Source organism: Enterobacter sp. K510, from assembly GCF_055804875.1.
Genome location: NZ_JBNRLQ010000004.1, coordinates 92,731 through 111,098, shown reverse-complemented (window position 1 = coordinate 111,098; position 18,368 = coordinate 92,731). Strand labels below are relative to the sequence as shown.

General features: G+C 53.9%; 19 protein-coding genes, 2 tRNA genes and 2 other RNA genes. 9 read left to right on the top strand and 14 right to left on the bottom strand.

All coding sequences use genetic code 11. From position 1 onward, the window contains the following. The first annotated feature begins 5 nt into the window (after positions 1-5). A complete protein-coding gene (mdoC, locus tag ACQUTD_RS08330; protein WP_321987278.1) occupies positions 6-1,151 on the top strand; it encodes a glucans biosynthesis protein MdoC in 1,146 nt (381 codons plus the stop codon). Between the two features lie 23 nt (positions 1,152-1,174). Here mdoC and ACQUTD_RS08325 read toward each other — a convergent pair whose 3' ends face one another. The 5 genes from ACQUTD_RS08325 to csgB form a co-directional block, all read right to left on the bottom strand. Continuing rightward, the gene (locus tag ACQUTD_RS08325; RefSeq protein ID WP_072568114.1) at positions 1,175-2,662 is read right to left on the bottom strand and encodes a phospholipase D family protein; all 1,488 of its coding nucleotides are present in this window, start codon (positions 2,660-2,662) and stop codon (positions 1,175-1,177) included. Continuing rightward, positions 2,595-3,137: an O-acetyl-ADP-ribose deacetylase gene (ymdB, locus tag ACQUTD_RS08320; RefSeq protein ID WP_473274924.1), complete on the bottom strand. Its 543-nt coding sequence runs from the start codon at positions 3,135-3,137 to the stop codon at positions 2,595-2,597. Before ymdB ends, ACQUTD_RS08325 begins: the two co-directional genes overlap by 68 nt. A gap of 99 nt (positions 3,138-3,236) precedes the next feature. Continuing rightward, positions 3,237-3,560 carry a curli assembly chaperone CsgC gene (gene csgC, locus ACQUTD_RS08315; protein WP_072568112.1) on the bottom strand — a complete coding sequence of 108 codons (324 nt, stop codon included), beginning with the start codon at positions 3,558-3,560 and terminating at the stop codon, positions 3,237-3,239. 60 nt (positions 3,561-3,620) lie between these two features. Beyond that, positions 3,621-4,058, bottom strand: a complete 438-nt coding sequence (gene csgA / locus ACQUTD_RS08310; protein WP_072568111.1) for a curli major subunit CsgA — start codon at positions 4,056-4,058, stop codon at positions 3,621-3,623. 42 nt (positions 4,059-4,100) lie between these two features. Next, positions 4,101-4,556: a curli minor subunit CsgB gene (gene csgB, locus ACQUTD_RS08305; RefSeq protein ID WP_072568110.1), complete on the bottom strand. Its 456-nt coding sequence runs from the start codon at positions 4,554-4,556 to the stop codon at positions 4,101-4,103. Positions 4,557-5,303: 747 nt separating this feature from the next. Here csgB and csgD point away from each other — a divergent pair. From csgD to csgG, 4 genes are read left to right on the top strand one after another with little or no spacing between them, the layout of a single operon-like run. Next, positions 5,304-5,954, top strand: a complete 651-nt coding sequence (gene csgD / locus ACQUTD_RS08300) for a biofilm master transcriptional regulator CsgD (protein WP_072568109.1) — start codon at positions 5,304-5,306, stop codon at positions 5,952-5,954. A gap of 4 nt (positions 5,955-5,958) precedes the next feature. Beyond that, the gene (gene csgE, locus ACQUTD_RS08295) at positions 5,959-6,348 is read left to right on the top strand and encodes a curli production assembly/transport protein CsgE (RefSeq protein ID WP_072568108.1); all 390 of its coding nucleotides are present in this window, start codon (positions 5,959-5,961) and stop codon (positions 6,346-6,348) included. Between the two features lie 26 nt (positions 6,349-6,374). Further along, complete coding sequence (gene csgF, locus ACQUTD_RS08290) at positions 6,375-6,791, top strand: curli production assembly/transport protein CsgF (protein ID WP_072568107.1); 417 nt, start codon at positions 6,375-6,377, stop codon at positions 6,789-6,791. 26 nt (positions 6,792-6,817) lie between these two features. Next, positions 6,818-7,651: a curli production assembly/transport protein CsgG gene (gene csgG / locus ACQUTD_RS08285; protein WP_072568106.1), complete on the top strand. Its 834-nt coding sequence runs from the start codon at positions 6,818-6,820 to the stop codon at positions 7,649-7,651. 44 nt (positions 7,652-7,695) lie between these two features. Here the strand turns inward: csgG and ACQUTD_RS08280 are convergent, their stop codons facing one another. The 4 genes from ACQUTD_RS08280 to ghrA form a co-directional block, all read right to left on the bottom strand. Then, positions 7,696-8,178, bottom strand: a complete 483-nt coding sequence (locus tag ACQUTD_RS08280) for a DUF1097 family protein (protein ID WP_473274928.1) — start codon at positions 8,176-8,178, stop codon at positions 7,696-7,698. 101 nt (positions 8,179-8,279) lie between these two features. After that, the gene (locus tag ACQUTD_RS08275) at positions 8,280-8,834 is read right to left on the bottom strand and encodes a TorD/DmsD family molecular chaperone (protein WP_072568104.1); all 555 of its coding nucleotides are present in this window, start codon (positions 8,832-8,834) and stop codon (positions 8,280-8,282) included. Between the two features lie 21 nt (positions 8,835-8,855). Then, positions 8,856-9,593 (bottom strand): PHP domain-containing protein, encoded by a 738-nt coding sequence (locus tag ACQUTD_RS08270; RefSeq protein WP_473274929.1) that lies wholly within the window; start codon positions 9,591-9,593, stop codon positions 8,856-8,858. Between the two features lie 83 nt (positions 9,594-9,676). After that, entirely contained in the window at positions 9,677-10,615 is a 939-nt protein-coding gene (gene ghrA / locus ACQUTD_RS08265) for a glyoxylate/hydroxypyruvate reductase GhrA (RefSeq protein WP_072568102.1), read from the bottom strand. 280 nt (positions 10,616-10,895) lie between these two features. Here ghrA and ACQUTD_RS08260 point away from each other — a divergent pair. The 4 genes from ACQUTD_RS08260 (at position 10,896) to ACQUTD_RS08245 (ending at position 11,639) form a co-directional block, all read left to right on the top strand. Continuing rightward, a tRNA-Ser gene (locus tag ACQUTD_RS08260) sits at positions 10,896-10,983 on the top strand. A gap of 45 nt (positions 10,984-11,028) precedes the next feature. Further along, positions 11,029-11,166, top strand: a non-coding RNA gene (locus ACQUTD_RS08255) — RtT sRNA. 201 nt (positions 11,167-11,367) lie between these two features. Then, a tRNA-Ser gene (locus ACQUTD_RS08250) sits at positions 11,368-11,455 on the top strand. 45 nt (positions 11,456-11,500) lie between these two features. After that, a non-coding RNA gene (locus ACQUTD_RS08245) (RtT sRNA) lies at positions 11,501-11,639 on the top strand. Positions 11,640-11,745: 106 nt separating this feature from the next. Here the strand turns inward: ACQUTD_RS08245 and phoH are convergent. From phoH to putP, 5 genes are all read right to left on the bottom strand, one after another. Next, complete coding sequence (gene phoH, locus ACQUTD_RS08240; protein WP_318364384.1) at positions 11,746-12,534, bottom strand: phosphate starvation-inducible protein PhoH; 789 nt, start codon at positions 12,532-12,534, stop codon at positions 11,746-11,748. Positions 12,535-13,056: 522 nt separating this feature from the next. Continuing rightward, complete coding sequence (gene efeB / locus ACQUTD_RS08235; RefSeq protein WP_473274931.1) at positions 13,057-14,337, bottom strand: iron uptake transporter deferrochelatase/peroxidase subunit; 1,281 nt, start codon at positions 14,335-14,337, stop codon at positions 13,057-13,059. A 6-nt stretch (positions 14,338-14,343) separates the two neighbouring features. Continuing rightward, positions 14,344-15,471, bottom strand: a complete 1,128-nt coding sequence (gene efeO / locus ACQUTD_RS08230) for an iron uptake system protein EfeO (RefSeq protein ID WP_473274932.1) — start codon at positions 15,469-15,471, stop codon at positions 14,344-14,346. Positions 15,472-15,522: 51 nt separating this feature from the next. Beyond that, positions 15,523-16,356: an iron uptake transporter permease EfeU gene (efeU, locus tag ACQUTD_RS08225; RefSeq protein ID WP_473274933.1), complete on the bottom strand. Its 834-nt coding sequence runs from the start codon at positions 16,354-16,356 to the stop codon at positions 15,523-15,525. Positions 16,357-16,589: 233 nt separating this feature from the next. After that, the gene (gene putP / locus ACQUTD_RS08220) at positions 16,590-18,101 is read right to left on the bottom strand and encodes a sodium/proline symporter PutP (RefSeq protein ID WP_318364388.1); all 1,512 of its coding nucleotides are present in this window, start codon (positions 18,099-18,101) and stop codon (positions 16,590-16,592) included. Between the last annotated feature and the right edge of the window lie 267 nt (positions 18,102-18,368).

Genomic DNA, 18,368 nt, shown 5'->3' with positions numbered 1-18,368 from the left:
GTTATATGAGCAAAATCCCTGCACAGCGTGAGTATTTTCTGGATTCCATCCGCGCGTGGTTGATGTTACTGGGAATCCCCTTTCATATCTCACTTATTTACTCCAGCCATGTCTGGCACGTTAACAGCGCCAGCCCGTCCTGGGGCCTGACCCTGTTTAATGATTTTATTCATTCGTTCCGCATGCAGGTCTTTTTTGTCATATCCGGCTATTTCTCCTACATGCTGTTTCTGCGTTACCCGGTGAAACGCTGGTGGAAAGTGCGCGTCGAACGTGTCGGCATTCCGATGCTAACCGCCATTCCGCTGCTCACCCTGCCGCAGTTTATGATGCTGCAACATGTTAAAGGTAAAACGGAAAGCTGGCATACGCTGTCGGCCTATGACAAATACAACACCCTGATCTGGGAACTGATTTCTCACCTGTGGTTCCTGCTGGTGCTGGTGGTGCTGACCACCCTTGGCGTCTGGCTGTTTGGCGTGATCCAGCGCCGTCTCAAACCCGGTAAATTTTTCACTGACATCGGCATGGGTAAACTCACGCTGCTGTTTTTGCTGCTCGGCGTGCTGTATGCCGCGCTGCGCCGCACGCTGTTGATCGCCTGGTCGCCGATCCTCAGCGATGGCCTGTTTAATTTCACCGTCATGCAGACGCTGTTTTACGTGCCGTTCTTTCTGCTGGGCGCGCTGACCTTTATAAGTCCACGACTCAAAGATCTCTTTACCACTCCCTCCCCCGCCTGTCTGCTGGGCTCGGCGCTGGCGTTTTGCGCCTACCTGCTCAATCAGCGCTATGGCAGCGGCGATGCCTGGATGTATGAAACGGAAAGCGTGATTACGATGGTGATGGGCCTGTGGATGGTTAACGTGGTGTTTTCGCTGGGACATCGTCTGCTGAATTTCCAGTCCTCCCGCGTCACCTATTTCGTGAATGCGTCGCTGTTTATTTATCTGGTGCACCATCCGTTAACGCTGTTTTATGGCGCATGGATCACCCCGCACATTCACTCTAATCTGCTGGGCTTTATGACGGGACTGGTATTTGTGGTGGGCGGCGCGCTGATCCTCTATGAAGTGCATCTGCGCATTCCGCTGTTGCGTTTCCTGTTCTCCGGTAAGCCGCAACAGCAGCCGGTAAAAAGCCAGGCCTGATAACCTATGTGGCTACTCGTCCTCTAGAGTAGCCACTCTACCGGCAGACGGTAGACAAAGCGCACCAGCATACGCTGCCAGAAGCGGGTTTTCGGCTCTTTTTTATGAACGATTTCCTGCCCGTCTTTCTGCTCGATCCAGTTAATGCGCCCCCAGCGGTCAAGACGCAGCTCCCAGGCCACATCCCGCTGGCTTTGCACAAAGCGCTGGTGGATACGTGCCGCCAGCGGTTCGCTGTCGATAACAAAACCCATCTCCGTATTCAGCATCGCCGAGCGCGGGTCGAAATTGAACGAGCCGATAAAGACCTTACGCTCGTCAATGCTGAAGGTTTTGGCATGCAGACTGGAGCCGGAGTTACCGGTCAGGCCGCGGTCATGGGGATGGCGGCCCCCTTCATGGGTGGGTTTCAGTTCATACAGCGCCACGCCGTGACGCAGTAATTTTTTGCGCCAGCGGGCGTAACCGGCATGCACCACAGCGACATCATTGGCGGCCAGCGAATTGGTAAGAATGGCGATTTTGACGCCCTTGCGCACCAGTTGCAGCAATTGCGCCACACCGGAGCGCGTGGGGACAAAATAGGCCGAACAGATATCGATTTGCTGCTCCGGCATGCCCATCACGTTGACCAGGCGCTGCGGCAACAGCGTATGATTTCGCGCCCGACCCTGACCTTTACGCGGATCGTCGCTCAGCAGACGGGTTTTCGCCCACATCATCGGCAGCGAGTTGGTTTCCAGCAGCGTGGCGAAGCGGGTGGATTCCAGTTTGTTCAGGTAACGTTTCGCGGTGACATCGCTGTACCAGGATTCCGGGATGCGGATATGCCGGACGATGTCCTCTTCAGCGATATCCAGCACATCCTGTAGCGTGGAAACCGATTTACAGGTCCAGTAACGCTCAAAATCGTCGGTGACATCTTTCACCACCGGCCCTATCGCCAGCACATCCAGATCGGTAAACAGCGGTTGCTCCCCCGCGCCGAAATAGGCATCGCCGATATTTCTGCCGCCCACCAGCGTCACCACCCCGTCAACCGTGAAGCTTTTGTTATGCATACGCCGGTTCAGGCGGGCAAAATCAGTGAGATAGCCCAGCGCCCGCAGGGTGCGAAAAGAAAAGGGATTGAATAAGCGCAGCTCGACGTTGGGATGCGCGTCCAGAATGCGCAGCGTGTCATCCATGCCGACAGTATTGTTATCGTCCAGCAACATGCGCACCTTCACGCCGCGGCTGGCAGCATCCAGGATGACGGACAGCAGCAGCCGTCCTGACATGTCGTCTTCCCAGATGTAATACTGAATGTCGAGAGTCTGTTCGGCCATCTCAACGAGCCGGTAGCGGGCGGCGAAGGCGTCGAGGCTGTCATCCAGCACCAGTAAACCGCATTCCCCTGGATGGGCCGCGCAGACCGGGGCTATTGCCAGCCCCAGTCGTGTATTATTCGCCGCCTCCTTCTCCCTGTTGGGTAAGGAGGCGCTGGTAAAGTCGGGTAGTTTCATCGTCATAACAGACAAAGTATACCTCGCCAAACGAAGGGCGACGGGTGAGAAATTCCGAAACTGTATTAACCGCAATTTCTGCTGCCGCCGCTTTCGGGAAGCCGTATACCCCGGTACTGATAGCCGGAAACGCTATCGAGTGATAACCATTGGCCTCTGCCAGCTTCAGGCTGTTGCGATAGGCATCCTCCAGCAGCCGCGCTTCATGGTGATCGCCGCCATGCCATACGGGCCCGACGGTATGGATCACCGCCTTTGCCGGTAGCGCCCCTGCAAGGGTGATCACCGCATGACCGGGCGGACACTCGCCCTGCTGCTGACGCACCACTTTACAGGCCTCAAGTAAAGCTGGCCCCGCCGCACAATGGATAGCGCCATCCACACCGCCACCGCCCATCAAAGAGGGATTTGCCGCATTGACTATGACATCCACCTGTTGCGTGGTGATGTCACCCTTAATAACCTTTATACGCGAGTGCATGATCGTCTCTCTTAACCGGGTTCACAGGGTAAGTGTACAGCAGTGTTTTGCCGCTGACAGGGATATTGTCTTACCAGTCATTGCTGAAAGAGGAGCAGATCAGCTCGTCCCGCCCCACTGCTGCGACAGGCGCAGTGATTGCCCGTCGGTAACGGTGACGGTAATGGAGACGTTATCCTGCGGTGAAAGCGTCATACGTAAACGGGATAACGCAGTGAGCTGATGTGCCGGGATGGTGACGGTATGACGCTGCACCGAGGTACTTTGTCCGCCGTTGCCGGTGCGTACGGCGCTGATCTGCACCTGGCAGACACAGGACTGGGCGAGCGTCACCTGCGGCGTAATGGTGTAGATGTCGCCGTTCTGTACGGTATCAAAGGTTATCTGGCTGGAGAGCGCCGCCAGCAATAATAGTGGATGCATAGGTTTCTCCGGATGAAAAAAAACAGGGCCGGAGCCCTGTTCTTTTCTACTGCTGAAGTCTTAGTACTGGTTAGCGGTAGCGTTGTTACCAAAACCAACCTGGCGAACTTCCACGAAGGAGTTAGAGGCAGTCTGGTTAACCAGCGCGCCGTTCAGCACGCCGTGCTGGTTGACGTTGATTTCAGAATCACGGCTGTTCCACTGGTCGATAGTGGCGTTGTTGCGTGAGCCAGTCTGCGTCAGTTCGATGGTGCTGTCGTCCGAACCCTGACCTACGTCAGCGCCGTTACCAGTACCATTCTGGGTAATGGTCAGGCTGGAATCACGGGCGTCAGTTTGCAGTGCCAGCGCAGCGTTAGTGCTACCGTACTGGAAAATACCCAGTTCTGAATTCGGGCCGCTATTGTGACCGCCGTGACCATACTGCGGAATGGAGCCTGCAAAAGCACTGCCAGAAACAACGATCGCTGCCACAACTGCCACTTTGATAAATTTCATGGTAAACCCCCATCGGATTGATATGTAAGCGTCTCAATGCTTTCAACGTTGGGTAACGCGAATAGCCATTTGCGACTGCCTCTGCACTACGACTGCTGTTTTTTGCGTACCAAATTGCGTAATATTCGCTCTGTTACCCGAGCCTTTCTGGATAATCATCGCGGTATTACCGTAAGCCCCTTGCGTAATAGTCGCGTCATTGGAATTACCCGTCTGATCGACATACGCAAGGTTGTAATTTCCTGACTGCTGAACCTGTGCCCGGTTATTTCCACCGTCCTGTGAAACCACCGCCAGTAATTTCGATCCCTGCTGGCTTAGCTGAGCGCTGTTATTGTTACCCTGCTGACCGATAATGGCTGCTTTGTTATAAGAAGCCCTGCTCAGTTCATTCACCGCAAAGTTATATTCTGAAGATGCCAGATCGTAACCTGCCGCTAAGGTAATTCCAGGCGCACTCAACATTGCCAACACCATAAATAACAGTCTGTTTTTCATGCTGTCACCTGGACCTGATTGTCATTCATAAATAATGTCTGCCGGGGTCATTAACGTATTTCAATATTTGTTAACGCCTCGTAACAGTGGAGAGTATGTGCGGAGAAATATCTTAAATATCTCACCTGCGATTCGTATTTTTATCTCCATACTCACCTTAAAGCATGAGAAGGGGCGGAAGGCTTTCTGGCATTTATTGCACTTCTGTCACAATTCGCACCAAACACCAATACCTTTACAATGCCAGAGGATTATTTTCGCGCTTTGCATAGAACTTTTGAACGTTTACAAAGAAGATTTTTACAGAATCTGTCACCACGCGACTTTTTCTTTACGATGTGGTCACATTAAAAAAGTGGAATTGGTAATTTAATATTAGTGCACAATTAAATTTTAACATATTTAATATATCGCATTAATTATCAATTAGTTACATGGAAAATTTGTGACATTAAATTTGATACACAAGTATTAACTTGTACAACTTAACCATTAAAACGGATGGATAAAAACACGCAAAAAACACATTTAATAATTTAATTTTACATCCTGTTACATGTTTAACACTTGATTTAAGGTTGGTAATGACTAGATTGAAACCAGCAGTATGTTTTTACTTTGTTAATTTTGCCCACTAACGGGCTTATTATTTTATTACACACAGCAGTTCAACATCTGTCAGTACTTCTGGGTCTCCATATTGTCATGGGGATAGGCTGCGGATGTACCTAAATGCGGAGTTTCATCATGTTTAATGAAGTCCAGAGTTTACATGCTCAGTCAATCTTGCTGATCACTAAACCCTCATTACAGGCTACAGCTTTATTACAACATTTAAAAAACTCCCTGGCAATTACAGGGAAACTCCATAATATTCAACGATCTCTGGATGATATTAATCCTGGCAGCGTGATCCTCTTTGATATGATGGAAGCGGATAAAAAACTTATCCAGTACTGGCAGGAAAATTTAAGCCGTAAAAACAACAATATAAAATTGTTGTTACTGAATACCCCCGACGAGTACCCCTTCCGCGACATTGAAAACTGGCCGCATATCAACGGGGTTTTTTATGTGACCGAGGATGAATCGCATGTGGTGGACGGCCTGCAAAGCGTCCAGCGCGGCGAATGCTACTTCTCACAGAAACTGGCCAGCTACCTCATCACCCACTCGGGTAATTATCGCTATAACAGCGCTGAGTCCGCCTTACTCACGCATCGTGAGAAAGAGATCCTCAATAAGCTGCGCATCGGCGCCTCGAACATCGAGATTGCCCGCGCCCTGTTTATCAGCGAAAACACGGTTAAAACGCATCTGTATAACTTATTTAAAAAGATCTCGGTTAAAAACCGTACGCAGGCGGTCTCCTGGGCTAACGATAACCTCAGGCGTTAGCATCATGAAACCTTACATAGCCTGGCTTGCAGCCGCAGAACTTCTGCTGGCTGCCGGGAACCTGTACGCGGTTGAAGTGGAAGTGCCGGGATTGCTGACTGACCACACGGTGTCATCGGTGGGACACGATTTCTATCGTGCATTTAGCGATAAATGGGAAAGCAGTTATACGGGTAATTTAACCATCAATGAACGCCCAAGTGCGCGCTGGGGCAGCTGGATCACCATTACGGTTAATCAGGATCTGGTTTATCAGACCTTTTTATTTCCGACCAAACGCGATTTCGACAACAACGTAAATATCGCGATAGCGCAAACCGAAGAAGCACTGGATCGCCGGCAAATTGATCAGGCTCTGCTCAGTACCGGCGATCTGGCGAAAGACGAATACTAAAACCTAATAATTTTCCGGAGGCTGTCATGCGTATCGCTTGTGCCGTTGTCACCCTTATGCTTATTTCCCCGCTGTGCTCGGCAGGAAATATGACCTTTCAGTTTCGCAATCCAAATTTTGGAGGGAATCCAAATAACGGCGCTTTTTTATTGAATAGCGCCCAGGCGCAAAACTCTTATAAAGATCCCAGTTATGACGATGATTTTGGTATTGAAACCCCGTCAGCGCTGGATAACTTTACCCAGGCTATTCAGTCGCAGCTGTTGGGCGGCCTGCTGACCAATATAAATACCGGCAAACCAGGCCGGATGGTCACCACCGATTTTATTGTCGATATCGCTAATAACGACGGGCAATTACAGCTAAACGTCACCGACCGTAAAACGGGCAAAACATCGACCATTCAGGTGGCCGGTTTACAAAGCAATTCGACCGATTTTTAACACACAGCTACTACAGGACAATGACTATGCAGCGCTTACTTATTTTACTGGCGGTGTGTTTATTGAGCGGATGCTTGACCGCTCCGCCAAAAGAAGCGGCCAAACCGACCCTGATGCCACGGGCGCAGAGTTTTCGCGACTTAACGCATCTGCCACCCCCTTCCGGCAAAGTCTTTGTGTCGGTGTATAACATTCAGGATGAAACCGGGCAGTTTAAAGCCTATCCGGCGAGTAACTTCTCCACGGCGGTGCCGCAGAGCGCCACGGCGATGCTGGTCACGGCGTTAAAAGATTCCCGCTGGTTTATCCCGCTGGAGCGTCAGGGTCTGCAAAACCTGTTAAACGAGCGCAAGATTATTCGCGCCGCCCAGGAAAACGGCACGGTGGCGATGAATAATCGCGTTCCCCTGCAATCGTTGACGGCGGCAAACGTGATGATCGAAGGCTCGATTATTGGCTATGAAAGCAATGTAAAATCGGGCGGCGTGGGGGCGCGATACTTTGGTATTGGCGGCGATACGCAGTATCAGCTCGATCAGGTGGCGGTAAACCTGCGCGTGGTTAACGTCAGCACCGGCGAGATCCTCTCGTCAGTCAACACCAGCAAAACGATTTTGTCTTATGAAGTCCAGGCGGGCGTGTTCCGCTTTATTGATTATCAACGTCTGCTGGAGGGGGAAATTGGCTATACCGCTAATGAACCAGTGATGCTGTGCCTGATGTCAGCCATTGAAACCGGGGTGATCTTCCTGATCAATGACGGTATCGATCGCGGGCTGTGGGATTTGCAAAGCCCCGGCGAAGTGAAAAACGCCGTGCTACAGAAATACCGCCAGATGGCCGTACCGCCTGAGTCCTGATAATAATAATGTGCGCGGGCGTGGCGGTTTTCGTCACGCCTTTTTTATTCCGCTGCCACCGCGCCAGAACTTTCTTTAGCCCGCCGCCCTGCCAGCCACAGTCCGCCATTTTTCATCGCGAAACCAAACAGCAGCCCGACCAGTAAAGATGGCAGCACCAGCCGCCAGTCCCCCTGCCCTGCAAAGGTTGCGCAGGCACCGATAAAGGTGCCAGGCACAAAGGACAACAGTACATTTTTGGCCTGCATACACATGAAAAAGGCCACCACGCCGGTGATGGCATAGCCGGCGATCGACAACTGCGGCAGCATGGCGCTGCTGTGGATAATCAGTTGCGCCCAGGCGACACCGCTCAGCAACGTGCACAGCGTAATAAGCAGGCCTTTAAGCCCGCCCTGCGGACAGGCGAAATAGGCCGTCGAGCCAAGAAAACCCGCCCAGCTTAACAGTCCCAGAGTGACAGCCACCCAACCCCAGAGCGCGGACAGAACGCCGGTAGTGAGTGCGATTGCAAAGAGTATGTTCATGGCGCGCATCTTAGCAGATGCGCGCCGGTAAGATGCGATCTGCCGCACGTTATTTGCAATAACGAATTGCTCGTTACATTAAATAAGTGATGGTGATCACGTTATTCAGCGGTATCGTCCTGCAAATCGTCCCACATGGCCGCCAGCGCATCGCGCGTCAGGGATGCCATGGTACGCCAGAAAGGAGTGGTGGCGTGGGCTTCGACCTTACCCAGGAAGGTGCCGCACCAGGGGAGAAGGTAATCGCCAAACAGGATTTCCAGCGCTTCACTCTCATCCTCGCCTGCATTATCTTCCAGCCAGGATGCCGCCAGCAGCAGCAGGCCAAAATGATCGGCAGGCGCATCCGTCAGCGGCATACCGCGTTCGGTCAAAAATGCTCTGACGTCCGCCTTGGTTGTGCCTTCCACCCATGCGCTGCGGTATGGCGACACCTTGCAGTCATCGCCGACGAACAGCGCGTCGTAGTCTGCGGTCAGCGCAGGCAGATCCGCGCTGGCCTGTAAGCGCGCCAGCAGCTCATCCTGCTCCAGCGGCCAGTTCTCTGCCAGCTTGCCCTCGCGGATCAGCGTATACAGCGGGGCCAGCACCGGATCCTGCGGCTGACGATAGTAAAGCGAGCCCAGCATGCGGCAGAGGATTGAAAACTCATTCATTCGTTGATTCCATAACAGACATTAAAATTCAGCAAATTCAGGGATCGGCGGCATACCGCGCGATTCCAGGAAATTCAGCAGACGGCGCGGGGAAACGTTAAGAATACGATCTTCCGGGAAATCGACGTCGTCCAGCACCTTACGGCATTCGGTAAAATCACCCAGCGAGAAGGCGGTGTGGGAATCGGATCCCAGCGCCACCCAGCCTCCCGCGTCACGTACGGCGGCGGCAATCGCCCGGCAGTTGGCTTCGCTGCCTTTACGGGAGTGCAGAAAAGAGGAATTATTGATTTCCAGCGCCACCTGATGGGTGGCGGCGGCTTCGGCAATCGCCTTGATATCCACAGGATACTTCGGGTTCCCCGGATGGCTGATGATGTGCACCTGACCACTGGCCATGGTGGCGATCATCGCTTCAGTGTTAGTCGCCTGATCCTGCGGCGCGAATACCGGCTCATGAAAACCGGCAATGATCAGATCGAGGGCGGTGAGCATTGGCCCGGTGCAGTCGATCTCGCCGTCAGTATTTTTAATATTGGCCTCAATACCCCGCAGGATCCCCACACCATCTACTACGCGCGGCCAGATACGCATGTTAACAAAGTGCCAGTAGTGCGGCGCATCCGCCATATCGGGGCCATGATCGGTAATGGCAAAAAGCTTGAGGCCTTTGCTTTTCGCGATGGCGATATAGTCATGAAGCGTGCTGTAGGCGTGCGTGCTGGCGACGGTGTGCATATGCAGGTCAACGGGAAACATGGCTCTCTCCTCTGGTGATTTCCGCAAGGATAACAAATATCGCCTTCCTTTATAATGAAAACCCGGCGACAGCCGGGCGATCCTCAATAGCCGCGAACCCGATCCACTTGCCCGGTTACCGGTTTGCCGGCTTCCAGTTGCTCAATGGTCCAGGCAACTGAGGCGATGGCTTCCAGCGGGCGTGTCACCGCGGCAATGTGTGGCGTCATGCTTACGCGGGGATGCGCCCACAGCGGGCTGGTTTCCGGCAGCGGTTCCTGGCTGAACACATCAAGCATCGCGGCTTTCAGCTTGCCGCGCTCAAGCGCCTGCAACAGATCGGCTTCCACCACATGCGCGCCGCGCGCCAGGTTAATGAAGTAGCTGTCATCAGCCAGCTGGTTGAGCAGATTGAGGTTAATAATGCCTTCGGTTTCGGCGGTGCGCGGCAGCAGGTTAATCAGCACCCGCGTACCCCGTAAAAATTCCCCAAGCTCCGCCTCGCCGGCAAAACTGGTGACGCCCGGCCAGCTCTTGGGACTGCGGCTCCAGCAGCGCAGCGGGAATCCCCACTCCAGCAGGCTTTCCGCCACTTTTGATCCCAGCACGCCTGCGCCAAGCACGCCGACGGTAAAATCTTCGCGCTTATACTCCTCCAGCGGCTGCCATTTCGCCTGCTGTTTCAGCGCCTGATAATCATCAAAGCGGCGGAACCAGTGCAGCACCTGGCTTACGGCATATTCCTGCATTTGCAGGCCCATGCCGGTATCTTCCAGCCGAAACAGCGGCACGGACGGCAACAGCATGTCCGGATGCGCTTTTAGTTTACTCAATATCGCATCGACGCCCGCCCCCAGAGAGAAAACGCCTTTCAGTTCCCTGCCCTGTAGCATTTCAACAGGCGGTTGCCAGACCAGCGCATAGTCAGCGGGATCGTTATCGCCGGGTTTCCATTCGCGAATGCGCGCCTGCGGCAGCGCCCGCTTGAGTTCGGTCAGCCAGTATTGGGTATCAAAGGTCGGATGCCAGAAAAGAATGTCCATATCAACTCCAGATGTTGTGGCGCTGTTACTGGTAAGCGCATGATTTTTAGCCAGCCGCGCGGCTATCTTTGAAGGGGATTTATCAGCGTAGCAGCATAACAAATTTCTTCCTGATGCTGGGGCTATCTGCGTTGATGATAAAAAAATCAATTCCCGCGCGATTAAGAAGCAGGTTGCTGGAAGTTTGTCTAAACGCGCTAATTTATTGAAAAAGTTGATTGACGCTGAGTGAGGATTTCCCTACATTAGCGCCGTCCCAGCAACAACGGGATGACAATATGGTGAGGTGTCCGAGTGGCTGAAGGAGCACGCCTGGAAAGTGTGTATACGGCAACGTATCGAGGGTTCGAATCCCTCCCTCACCGCCATATTCAGGATGAGAGCCTGTACGCAAGTACGGGCTTTTTTCTTTTGTAGTTCCCGGAGAGGGAGGGATGAGAACCCCCGACTGAGGGTTCGACAAATGCGCCTGCGCATCTGGACAGCTGACGAGCCTGCGAGGAAGCTGCCCGCAGGGCGAGCGCAGCGAGTCAATCCCTCCCTCACCGCCATATTTAAAGAAAAGCTCGTACTCACGTACGGGCTTTTTTTTGCGTGTATATACCCGCAGGTAATAAAACTATAGTGATTAACAGCAATCGCTCACTGCTTAACCGAACGCACCGGCAGGCATAAAATTTGCTTGACCGATTTAACCCGAATCCCTATAGTAGCGCCCCGTTGCCCCCTGCGGGAAGGCAGCAAAACAATATGGTGAGGTGTCCGAGTGGCTGAAGGAGCACGCCTGGAAAGTGTGTATACGGCAACGTATCGAGGGTTCGAATCCCTCCCTCACCGCCATATTCAAGATGAGAGCCTGTACGCAAGTACGGGCTTTTTTCTTTTGTAGTCCCCGAAGAGGGAGGGATGAGAACCCCCCGACTGAGGGTTCGACAAATGCGCCTGCGCATTTGGACAGCTGACGAGCCTGCGAGGAAGCTGCCCGCAGGGCGAGCGCAGCGAGTCAATCCCTCCCTCACCGCCATATTTAAAGAAGAGCTCGTACTTACGTACGGGCTTTTTTTTCGTCCTTATTCTGCCCTACAAAAACCAAAGCCCGGTATCCCGGGCTTTGTCATCAAAAAACTGTCTTAATAGTACGCTTTCAGCGTGCGCTGGCAGAGGGCCGAGCGGACGCAGTCTTCTGTCGTGAAGCGGACTATGCCTACCATTTCATCTTCCTCAAAACGTGCCAGCGCGTCGCTCAGGCCGGACTTAACGCCCGACGGCAAATCGCACTGCGTCACATCACCGTTAACGATGACGGTCACGTTCTCCCCGAGGCGCGTCAAAAACATTTTCATTTGCGCAGCGGTCACGTTCTGAGCCTCGTCAAGAATGACGACCGCATTTTCAAATGTACGTCCGCGCATATAGGCGAACGGCGCGATTTCTACCTTGCCGATTTCTGGTCGCAGGCAGTATTGCATAAAGGACGCCCCAAGACGTTTCAGCAGCACATCGTAGACGGGCCGGAAATAGGGAGCGAACTTCTCCGAGATGTCGCCGGGTAAGAAGCCAAGATCTTCATCGGCTTGCAGGACCGGCCGGGTGACGATAATCCTCTCCACGTCCTTATGAATGAGGGCCTCCGCCGCTTTCGCTGCGCTAATCCAGGTTTTTCCGCAGCCCGCTTCACCGGTAGCGAAAATAAGGGACTTGCTCTCAATAGCATTCAGGTAGTGCGCCTGAGCTTCATTACGCGCGGCAATTGGCGAACTATCACGGCAGTCCCGGGCCATGCCAATTGATTCTACGCCACTCATCTGCACAAGCGAGGTGACCGATTCTTCTTCACGCTGTTTATGACTGCGCGAATCCCGTCTCAGCACACGTTTTGCTTCACGACGAGCTTTGATCACTGCTTTTTGTCTTCCCATGGATAGCACCTTGAGTTGTTGGTTTACATCACACGCGTCAACAGCGACGCGATTATGCGCACGAACGTCTGAGGTTTGGCTTCCTTGTAAGCCATTGCTTGCTTTTGGACATGACGCCGCAGAACGACCAGTTAAGACATCTGCCGCATCGGATACATCAGGGATTTCAGAGGGGATGGAAAATAAAGCGGTGAGGAAGTCATTGCCGGTAGAGGATCTACCGCACCGGGATTTGCGGGATGATTTGCTGTTATGTCCGGTACAGGACCTTACCATTCGCGATCTCCATAGTGAAAGGACTCATCACTGCCGGGAACACTGGCTGCTTTCCTTACCTTTCAATTTAGCACAAGTGCAACATTGAGATTACTTTTTTATAACTTCAACCAGCGCTTCCGTGACTAAGAGCATCTGACATTTATATTACAGAAATATAACAATGAGTTGCTCATACTAAAAAATGATAGTGCTGCGGCGATCCGTAACAAAGGAACCCTGCCGCGGCCGACAGGGTTGGCAGCGTCAGGCTTCCAGCAAGCCTTGCGCCAGATAATGATTGGCGTCTGGCACCCCCGGCAGCGCAAAGAAATAACCGCCGCCGATGGGCTTGATATACTCCTCCAGCGCTTCGCCATTGAGCCGCTTCTGCACCGTCAGGAATCCTTCTTCCAGATCGTGCTGATAGCAGACGAACAGCAGCCCCATATCCAGTTGGCCGGAATTAGTCACCCCCAGCGAATAGCTATAGCCCCGGCGCATCATCAGGCTGGACCGGGTCTCCGGCGTGCGCGGATTGGCCAGCCGGATATGGCTGTCGAGAGCGATCACATCGCCATCCGGATCGCGGCTGTAGTCCGGCACGTCGTGCTCATGCTGCATACCGAGCGGCGCGCCGCTGTGCTTGTCACGGCCAAAAATCGTCTGCTGCTCTTTCAGCGGCGTACGGTCCCAGAATTCCACATGGAACTGGATGATGCGCACCGCCTGATAGCTGCCGCCAGCGGTCCAGGCAGGTTCATCCTGACTGGCCTGCACCCACACCACCTCCTTCATCAGCGCGTCATTTTTGCTGTCCGGGTTGGCGGTGCCATCTTTGAAGCCGAGAAGATTGATCGGCGTCTCCTTGCCTTTACTGCGTGCTGCGTGTGCGGAAATGAAGCCTTCCCGTTTCCAGCGCACGCTGAGCAAGTCCGGCGTGTACTTGATGATGTCGCGCAGGGCGTGGATCACGGTGTCGGCGGTGTTGGCGCAGATTTGCAGCAGCACATCGCCATGGCACAGCGCCGCATCCAGCGAGTCATTCGGAAAGCGTGTCATTTTTTGCAGTTTGCGCGGCGCATGGGCGGCCAGCCCGAAGCGCTCGTCGAACAGCGATTTGCCGAGCGACACCGTAATGGTCAGATTATCCGGGGCGATGAATTCCCCGAGAATACCGGAATCCGTCGGCGGCAGACGCGGGTTCGGCGTGTCCGGCGCCGGACCGCCGGTGGTCAAAAAGGCGATGCGCTGCGTCAGCAGACGAAACAGCCGCTGCAAATCGGCTTTATCGCTGGCCAGCACGTCAAAGGCGACCAGCATCATCGACGCCTGTTGCGGCGTCAGAATGCCCGCCTGATGCGCGCCATAAAAAGGCTGGGTTTCCATGCGCGCATCCGGCGATACCGTACCCGGCGCGCTCTGCGGTTTGGCCGCATGCGCCGGGCAGCCGCCGGTCAGTGCCAGCGCGCCGCCAAGCGCGCCCATACTTTTCAGTAAACGGCGGCGCGACGGCTCGCTCACGCCGTAATCTTCGTCGTGGTTCATTTCTGCTTAATCCAGCCCGAGCACACCGCGCAACTGCGCCAGATCTTCCGCCAGCGTGGTGATCGGCCCTTTCAGCGCGTTACGATCGGCATCGGTCAGCTTGTCATAGGTTTCAAAACCATCTTTGGTGCGATATTTCGCGAGGATGGTATCGACCTTTTTAAAGTTCTCATCCACTTTAGCCAGTAGTTCGCTGTTGCCCTTTTGCAGTTGCGGACGCAGCAGGTCAACAATCTTTTGCGCGCCATCGACGTTGGCCTGGAAGTCCCACAGGTCGGTATGGCTGTAGCGATCTTCTTCACCGCTGATTTTGCTCGCCGCCACTTCTTCGATCAGGCCCGCCGCGCCGCCCACCACTTTTGACGGCGGGAACGCCAGTTCGCTGATGCGTTTTTGCAGCTCCAGCACGTCGCTGTTGAGCTGATCGGCGTACTGCTCCATGCCTTTGGTGGAATTATCGCCAAAGAGCGCTTTTTCCAGACGGTGGAAACCGGTGAATTTCGGATCGGCGGCTTTCTGCTCGTAGTCATCTTCACGGGCATCGATGCTGCCATCCAGATCCGAGAACAGCTCGGCAATAGGTTCGATGCGCTCGTAATGCTGGCGCGTCGGCGCGTACAGGGATTTCGCTTTTTCAATGTCACCGGCTTTGACCGCATCGGTAAAAGCTTTGGTGCCGGCAACCAGACCGTCCATCTCTTTGGTGACATAGGTTTTATAGTTGGTAATCGCCCCGCTCAGGCTGAGCAGGCCGTTGCCCTGCTCAGCATCGCCGGTGGCCTTACCTTTAACGATCAGCTTGCCTTTCGGGTTGGTCAGCAGGCCACAGGTCATGTCGTATTCGCCAGGCTGTAAGTTGGCGGTCAGTTTCTGGCTGAAGCCTGGGGCGATATTTTCCCGCTCCTCCACCACCATCACGCCTTTGAGGATCTCCCACTCCAGCGCTTTCTGGCTGTGGTTAAGGATCACAAACTGGGTTTTACCGGCGTTTACCGTGAGTGTCATCGGCTCACACTGTTTATCGTTTACCGTGACTTTGACCTGGGGAACATCCGCAGCCTGCGCAGCAAATGCACAGGACAGCAGCGTGGCGATACCCGCCTGTAACGCTGTACGACGAAAATGAAGTGCCATGACCTTTCCCTTAAATAGTATGTTGTAACTAGTTGAGCAAGTTTAAAATAATTACGGCGCCATGCGCGATGGCTGCGTGCCGGTACGGGGGGGCAGCGCAAACAGCACCAGCGCCGGGATCAGATAGATAAACCATACCGCCACTTCGCTGACGCTCGGCGCTTCCTGATAACCAAAAATCCCTTCCAGCAGCGTACCGAACAGCGTATGGGTGCTGAGCGTGTTGCTCATATCGAAAGCCACGTCCTGGAAGTGGTTCCACAGCCCGGCCTCATGAAATGCGCGGATCGCCCCTGCCGACAGCCCGGCGGCCACCAGCAAAATAAACAGGCTGGTCCATTTGAAAAACGCCGCCATATTCAGGCGAACGCCGCCCCAGTAGAGTAAAAAACCGAGCACCACAGCCGTTGCGAGGCCTGCCAGCGCGCCGATCGGCGGCCAGATCCCCACATCCTGCTGGAATGCCGCCAGCAGGAAAAACACCGATTCCAGCCCTTCACGCGCAACGGCAAAGAACACCATCATCACCAGCGCCCAGCCGTGACGGTTCCCCTTCTGCAATGCGGCATCCACCGCCTGCTCCAGCTGCACCCTGACGTTACGCGACACTTTACGCATCCAGAACACCATCCAGGTGAGGATCACCACGGCGATCACCGCCACTATGCCTTCGAACAGCTCCTGCTCTTTTTGCGGAAACTCGCCGGTGGTTTCGTTGATGATAATGCCCAGCGCCAGACAGAGCGCGGCGGCGAGAAAAACGCCAATCCACATTACGCCAAACAAGCGCGCGCGTTGGGTGCGCTTCAGGTAGCTGGCGATCAGGCTGACAATCAGCGCGGCTTCAAGCCCCTCGCGTAACATAATGAGAAACGGGACAAACATGTGGAAAACCCTTAAACGTTATTGACTGTCAACTGATGCAAAGAAAAGTAAAATTTCAATGATAGTGATTATCATTACGGCAAGAGGAAAGACAAGTAAAATCTGATTTGAATAATCACAGAATGTAAATGCTTTGCAGGGTAAGGATCAGGAAGCAGAAAAGCGTGGAAAGGTGACGAAGTAAAAGCCCGGCAGCGCAGCGCTGCCGGGTCACGGGAGGTCACAAATTACAATTAACGGATGCCCTGCGCGGGTGCGCCAGGTTTGGAGTGGTAATGCGCATCCGCTTCCGCGAAGCGTTGCTGCATTGCAGCGGATGGCGCTTTGCCCAGCAGACTGAACACCACAATACCGATACTGCCGAAAATAAAGCCCGGAATGATTTCATACAGGCCGAACAGTTCGAAGTGCTTCCAGACGATCACCGTCACCGCGCCGATCACCATACCCGCCAGCGCGCCGTTACGGGTCATGCGTGACCACAGTACCGAGAACAGCACCACCGGACCAAAGGCCGCGCCGAAGCCCGCCCAGGCATAGCTCACCAGGCCCAGCACGCGGTTTTCCGGATTCGCCGCCAGCGCAATGGCCACCAGCGCGACTACCAGCACCATCACGCGCCCAACCCATACCAGTTCAGTCTGGCTGGCGTTTTTACGCAGAAACGCTTTGTACAGATCTTCGGTAATAGCGCTGGAGCACACCAGCAGCTGACAGCTGAGGGTAGACATCACCGCCGCCAGAATAGCCGACAGCAGAATGCCCGCGATCCACGGGTTAAAGAGGATCTGCGCCAGTTCAATAAATACGCGCTCGGCGTTCTGGTTTACTGCGCCCGCCAGCGACGGGTTGTTATTAAAGTAGGCAATACCGAAGAAACCTACCGCCACGGCACCGGCCAGACAGAAGATCATCCATGCCATGCTGATACGGCGGGCATGAACAATGGTGTGATGGGAATCGGCGGCCATAAAACGCGCCAGAATATGCGGCTGTCCGAAATAGCCCAGACCCCAGCCCATCAGCGAGATGATCGCCACCAGGTTCAGCCCTTTCAGCATATCAACGTTTTCAATGCTTTTTTGTTTGATCACTTCCAGCGAATCGCCAAAACCGCCCACGGAGATAATTACAATCACCGGCGTGAGGATCAGCGCGAAAATCATCAGGCTCGCCTGCACGGTATCAGTCCAGCTTACCGCGAGGAATCCACCGATAAAGGTATAGATGATGGTGGCCGCCGCCCCCGCCCAGAGTGCGGTTTCGTAGCTCATGCCGAAAGTGCTTTCAAACAGACGCGCGCCTGCCACAATGCCTGATGCACAATAGATGGTGAAGAACAGCAGGATCACCAGCGCGGAAATAATACGCAGGACGCGGCTTTTATCTTCAAAACGGCCAGTGAAATAATCCGGCAGCGTCAGGGCATTATTGTTGGCTTCGGTGTGCACGCGCAGACGCCCGGCCACCAGCTTCCAGTTGATCCATGCGCCCAGCGTCAGGCCGATGGCGATCCAGCTTTCGGAGATCCCGGAAATAAAAATCGCCCCGGGCAGCCCCATCAGCAGCCAGCCGCTCATGTCGGACGCCCCTGCGGAAAGTGCAGTCACGAAAGGACCAAGACTACGCCCGCCCAGAATATAATCGTCAAAGTTTTTGGTTGAACGCCAGGCGACAAACCCGATCAGGATCATGCCAAAGATATAAATTAAAAACGTCACCATCATTGGTGTGCTAACTGCCATGAAAAGATCTCCAGATTTATTCGTCGGCAAATAAAATGCTTGCCGCGGGCACCTTCTCCGGAACGTGGAAAAAGCGTCATTGTTTTATGGGGCGACCGTATCCTGCCGGAAGCGTTTCTGAACCACAATCGATTTAACACACCATTCACATCAATTTCATCCCTGTTTTTTGCCTTTTTATTGCCAGGTTGCACTCGCTCACGCTTTTAAAGGTTGCACCTTGAAAAAGTGTTAAGCGCCGCATGTTTTAAGGCGTGAGACGGCGAC

Excerpts from the sequence above, each read along its gene's own strand:
- mdoC (WP_321987278.1), top strand. The coding sequence starts at position 6 with ATGAGCAAAATCCCTGCACAGCGTGAGTATTTTCTGGATTCCATCCGC.
- ACQUTD_RS08325 (WP_072568114.1), bottom strand. The coding sequence starts at position 2,662 with ATGACGATGAAACTACCCGACTTTACCAGCGCCTCCTTACCCAACAGG.
- ymdB (WP_473274924.1), bottom strand. The coding sequence starts at position 3,137 with ATGCACTCGCGTATAAAGGTTATTAAGGGTGACATCACCACGCAACAG.
- csgC (WP_072568112.1), bottom strand. The coding sequence starts at position 3,560 with ATGCATCCACTATTATTGCTGGCGGCGCTCTCCAGCCAGATAACCTTT.
- csgA (WP_072568111.1), bottom strand. The coding sequence starts at position 4,058 with ATGAAATTTATCAAAGTGGCAGTTGTGGCAGCGATCGTTGTTTCTGGC.
- csgB (WP_072568110.1), bottom strand. The coding sequence starts at position 4,556 with ATGAAAAACAGACTGTTATTTATGGTGTTGGCAATGTTGAGTGCGCCT.
- csgD (WP_072568109.1), top strand. The coding sequence starts at position 5,304 with ATGTTTAATGAAGTCCAGAGTTTACATGCTCAGTCAATCTTGCTGATC.
- csgE (WP_072568108.1), top strand. The coding sequence starts at position 5,959 with ATGAAACCTTACATAGCCTGGCTTGCAGCCGCAGAACTTCTGCTGGCT.
- csgF (WP_072568107.1), top strand. The coding sequence starts at position 6,375 with ATGCGTATCGCTTGTGCCGTTGTCACCCTTATGCTTATTTCCCCGCTG.
- csgG (WP_072568106.1), top strand. The coding sequence starts at position 6,818 with ATGCAGCGCTTACTTATTTTACTGGCGGTGTGTTTATTGAGCGGATGC.
- ACQUTD_RS08280 (WP_473274928.1), bottom strand. The coding sequence starts at position 8,178 with ATGAACATACTCTTTGCAATCGCACTCACTACCGGCGTTCTGTCCGCG.
- ACQUTD_RS08275 (WP_072568104.1), bottom strand. The coding sequence starts at position 8,834 with ATGAATGAGTTTTCAATCCTCTGCCGCATGCTGGGCTCGCTTTACTAT.
- ACQUTD_RS08270 (WP_473274929.1), bottom strand. The coding sequence starts at position 9,593 with ATGTTTCCCGTTGACCTGCATATGCACACCGTCGCCAGCACGCACGCC.
- ghrA (WP_072568102.1), bottom strand. The coding sequence starts at position 10,615 with ATGGACATTCTTTTCTGGCATCCGACCTTTGATACCCAATACTGGCTG.
- phoH (WP_318364384.1), bottom strand. The coding sequence starts at position 12,534 with ATGGGAAGACAAAAAGCAGTGATCAAAGCTCGTCGTGAAGCAAAACGT.
- efeB (WP_473274931.1), bottom strand. The coding sequence starts at position 14,337 with ATGAACCACGACGAAGATTACGGCGTGAGCGAGCCGTCGCGCCGCCGT.
- efeO (WP_473274932.1), bottom strand. The coding sequence starts at position 15,471 with ATGGCACTTCATTTTCGTCGTACAGCGTTACAGGCGGGTATCGCCACG.
- efeU (WP_473274933.1), bottom strand. The coding sequence starts at position 16,356 with ATGTTTGTCCCGTTTCTCATTATGTTACGCGAGGGGCTTGAAGCCGCG.
- putP (WP_318364388.1), bottom strand. The coding sequence starts at position 18,101 with ATGGCAGTTAGCACACCAATGATGGTGACGTTTTTAATTTATATCTTT.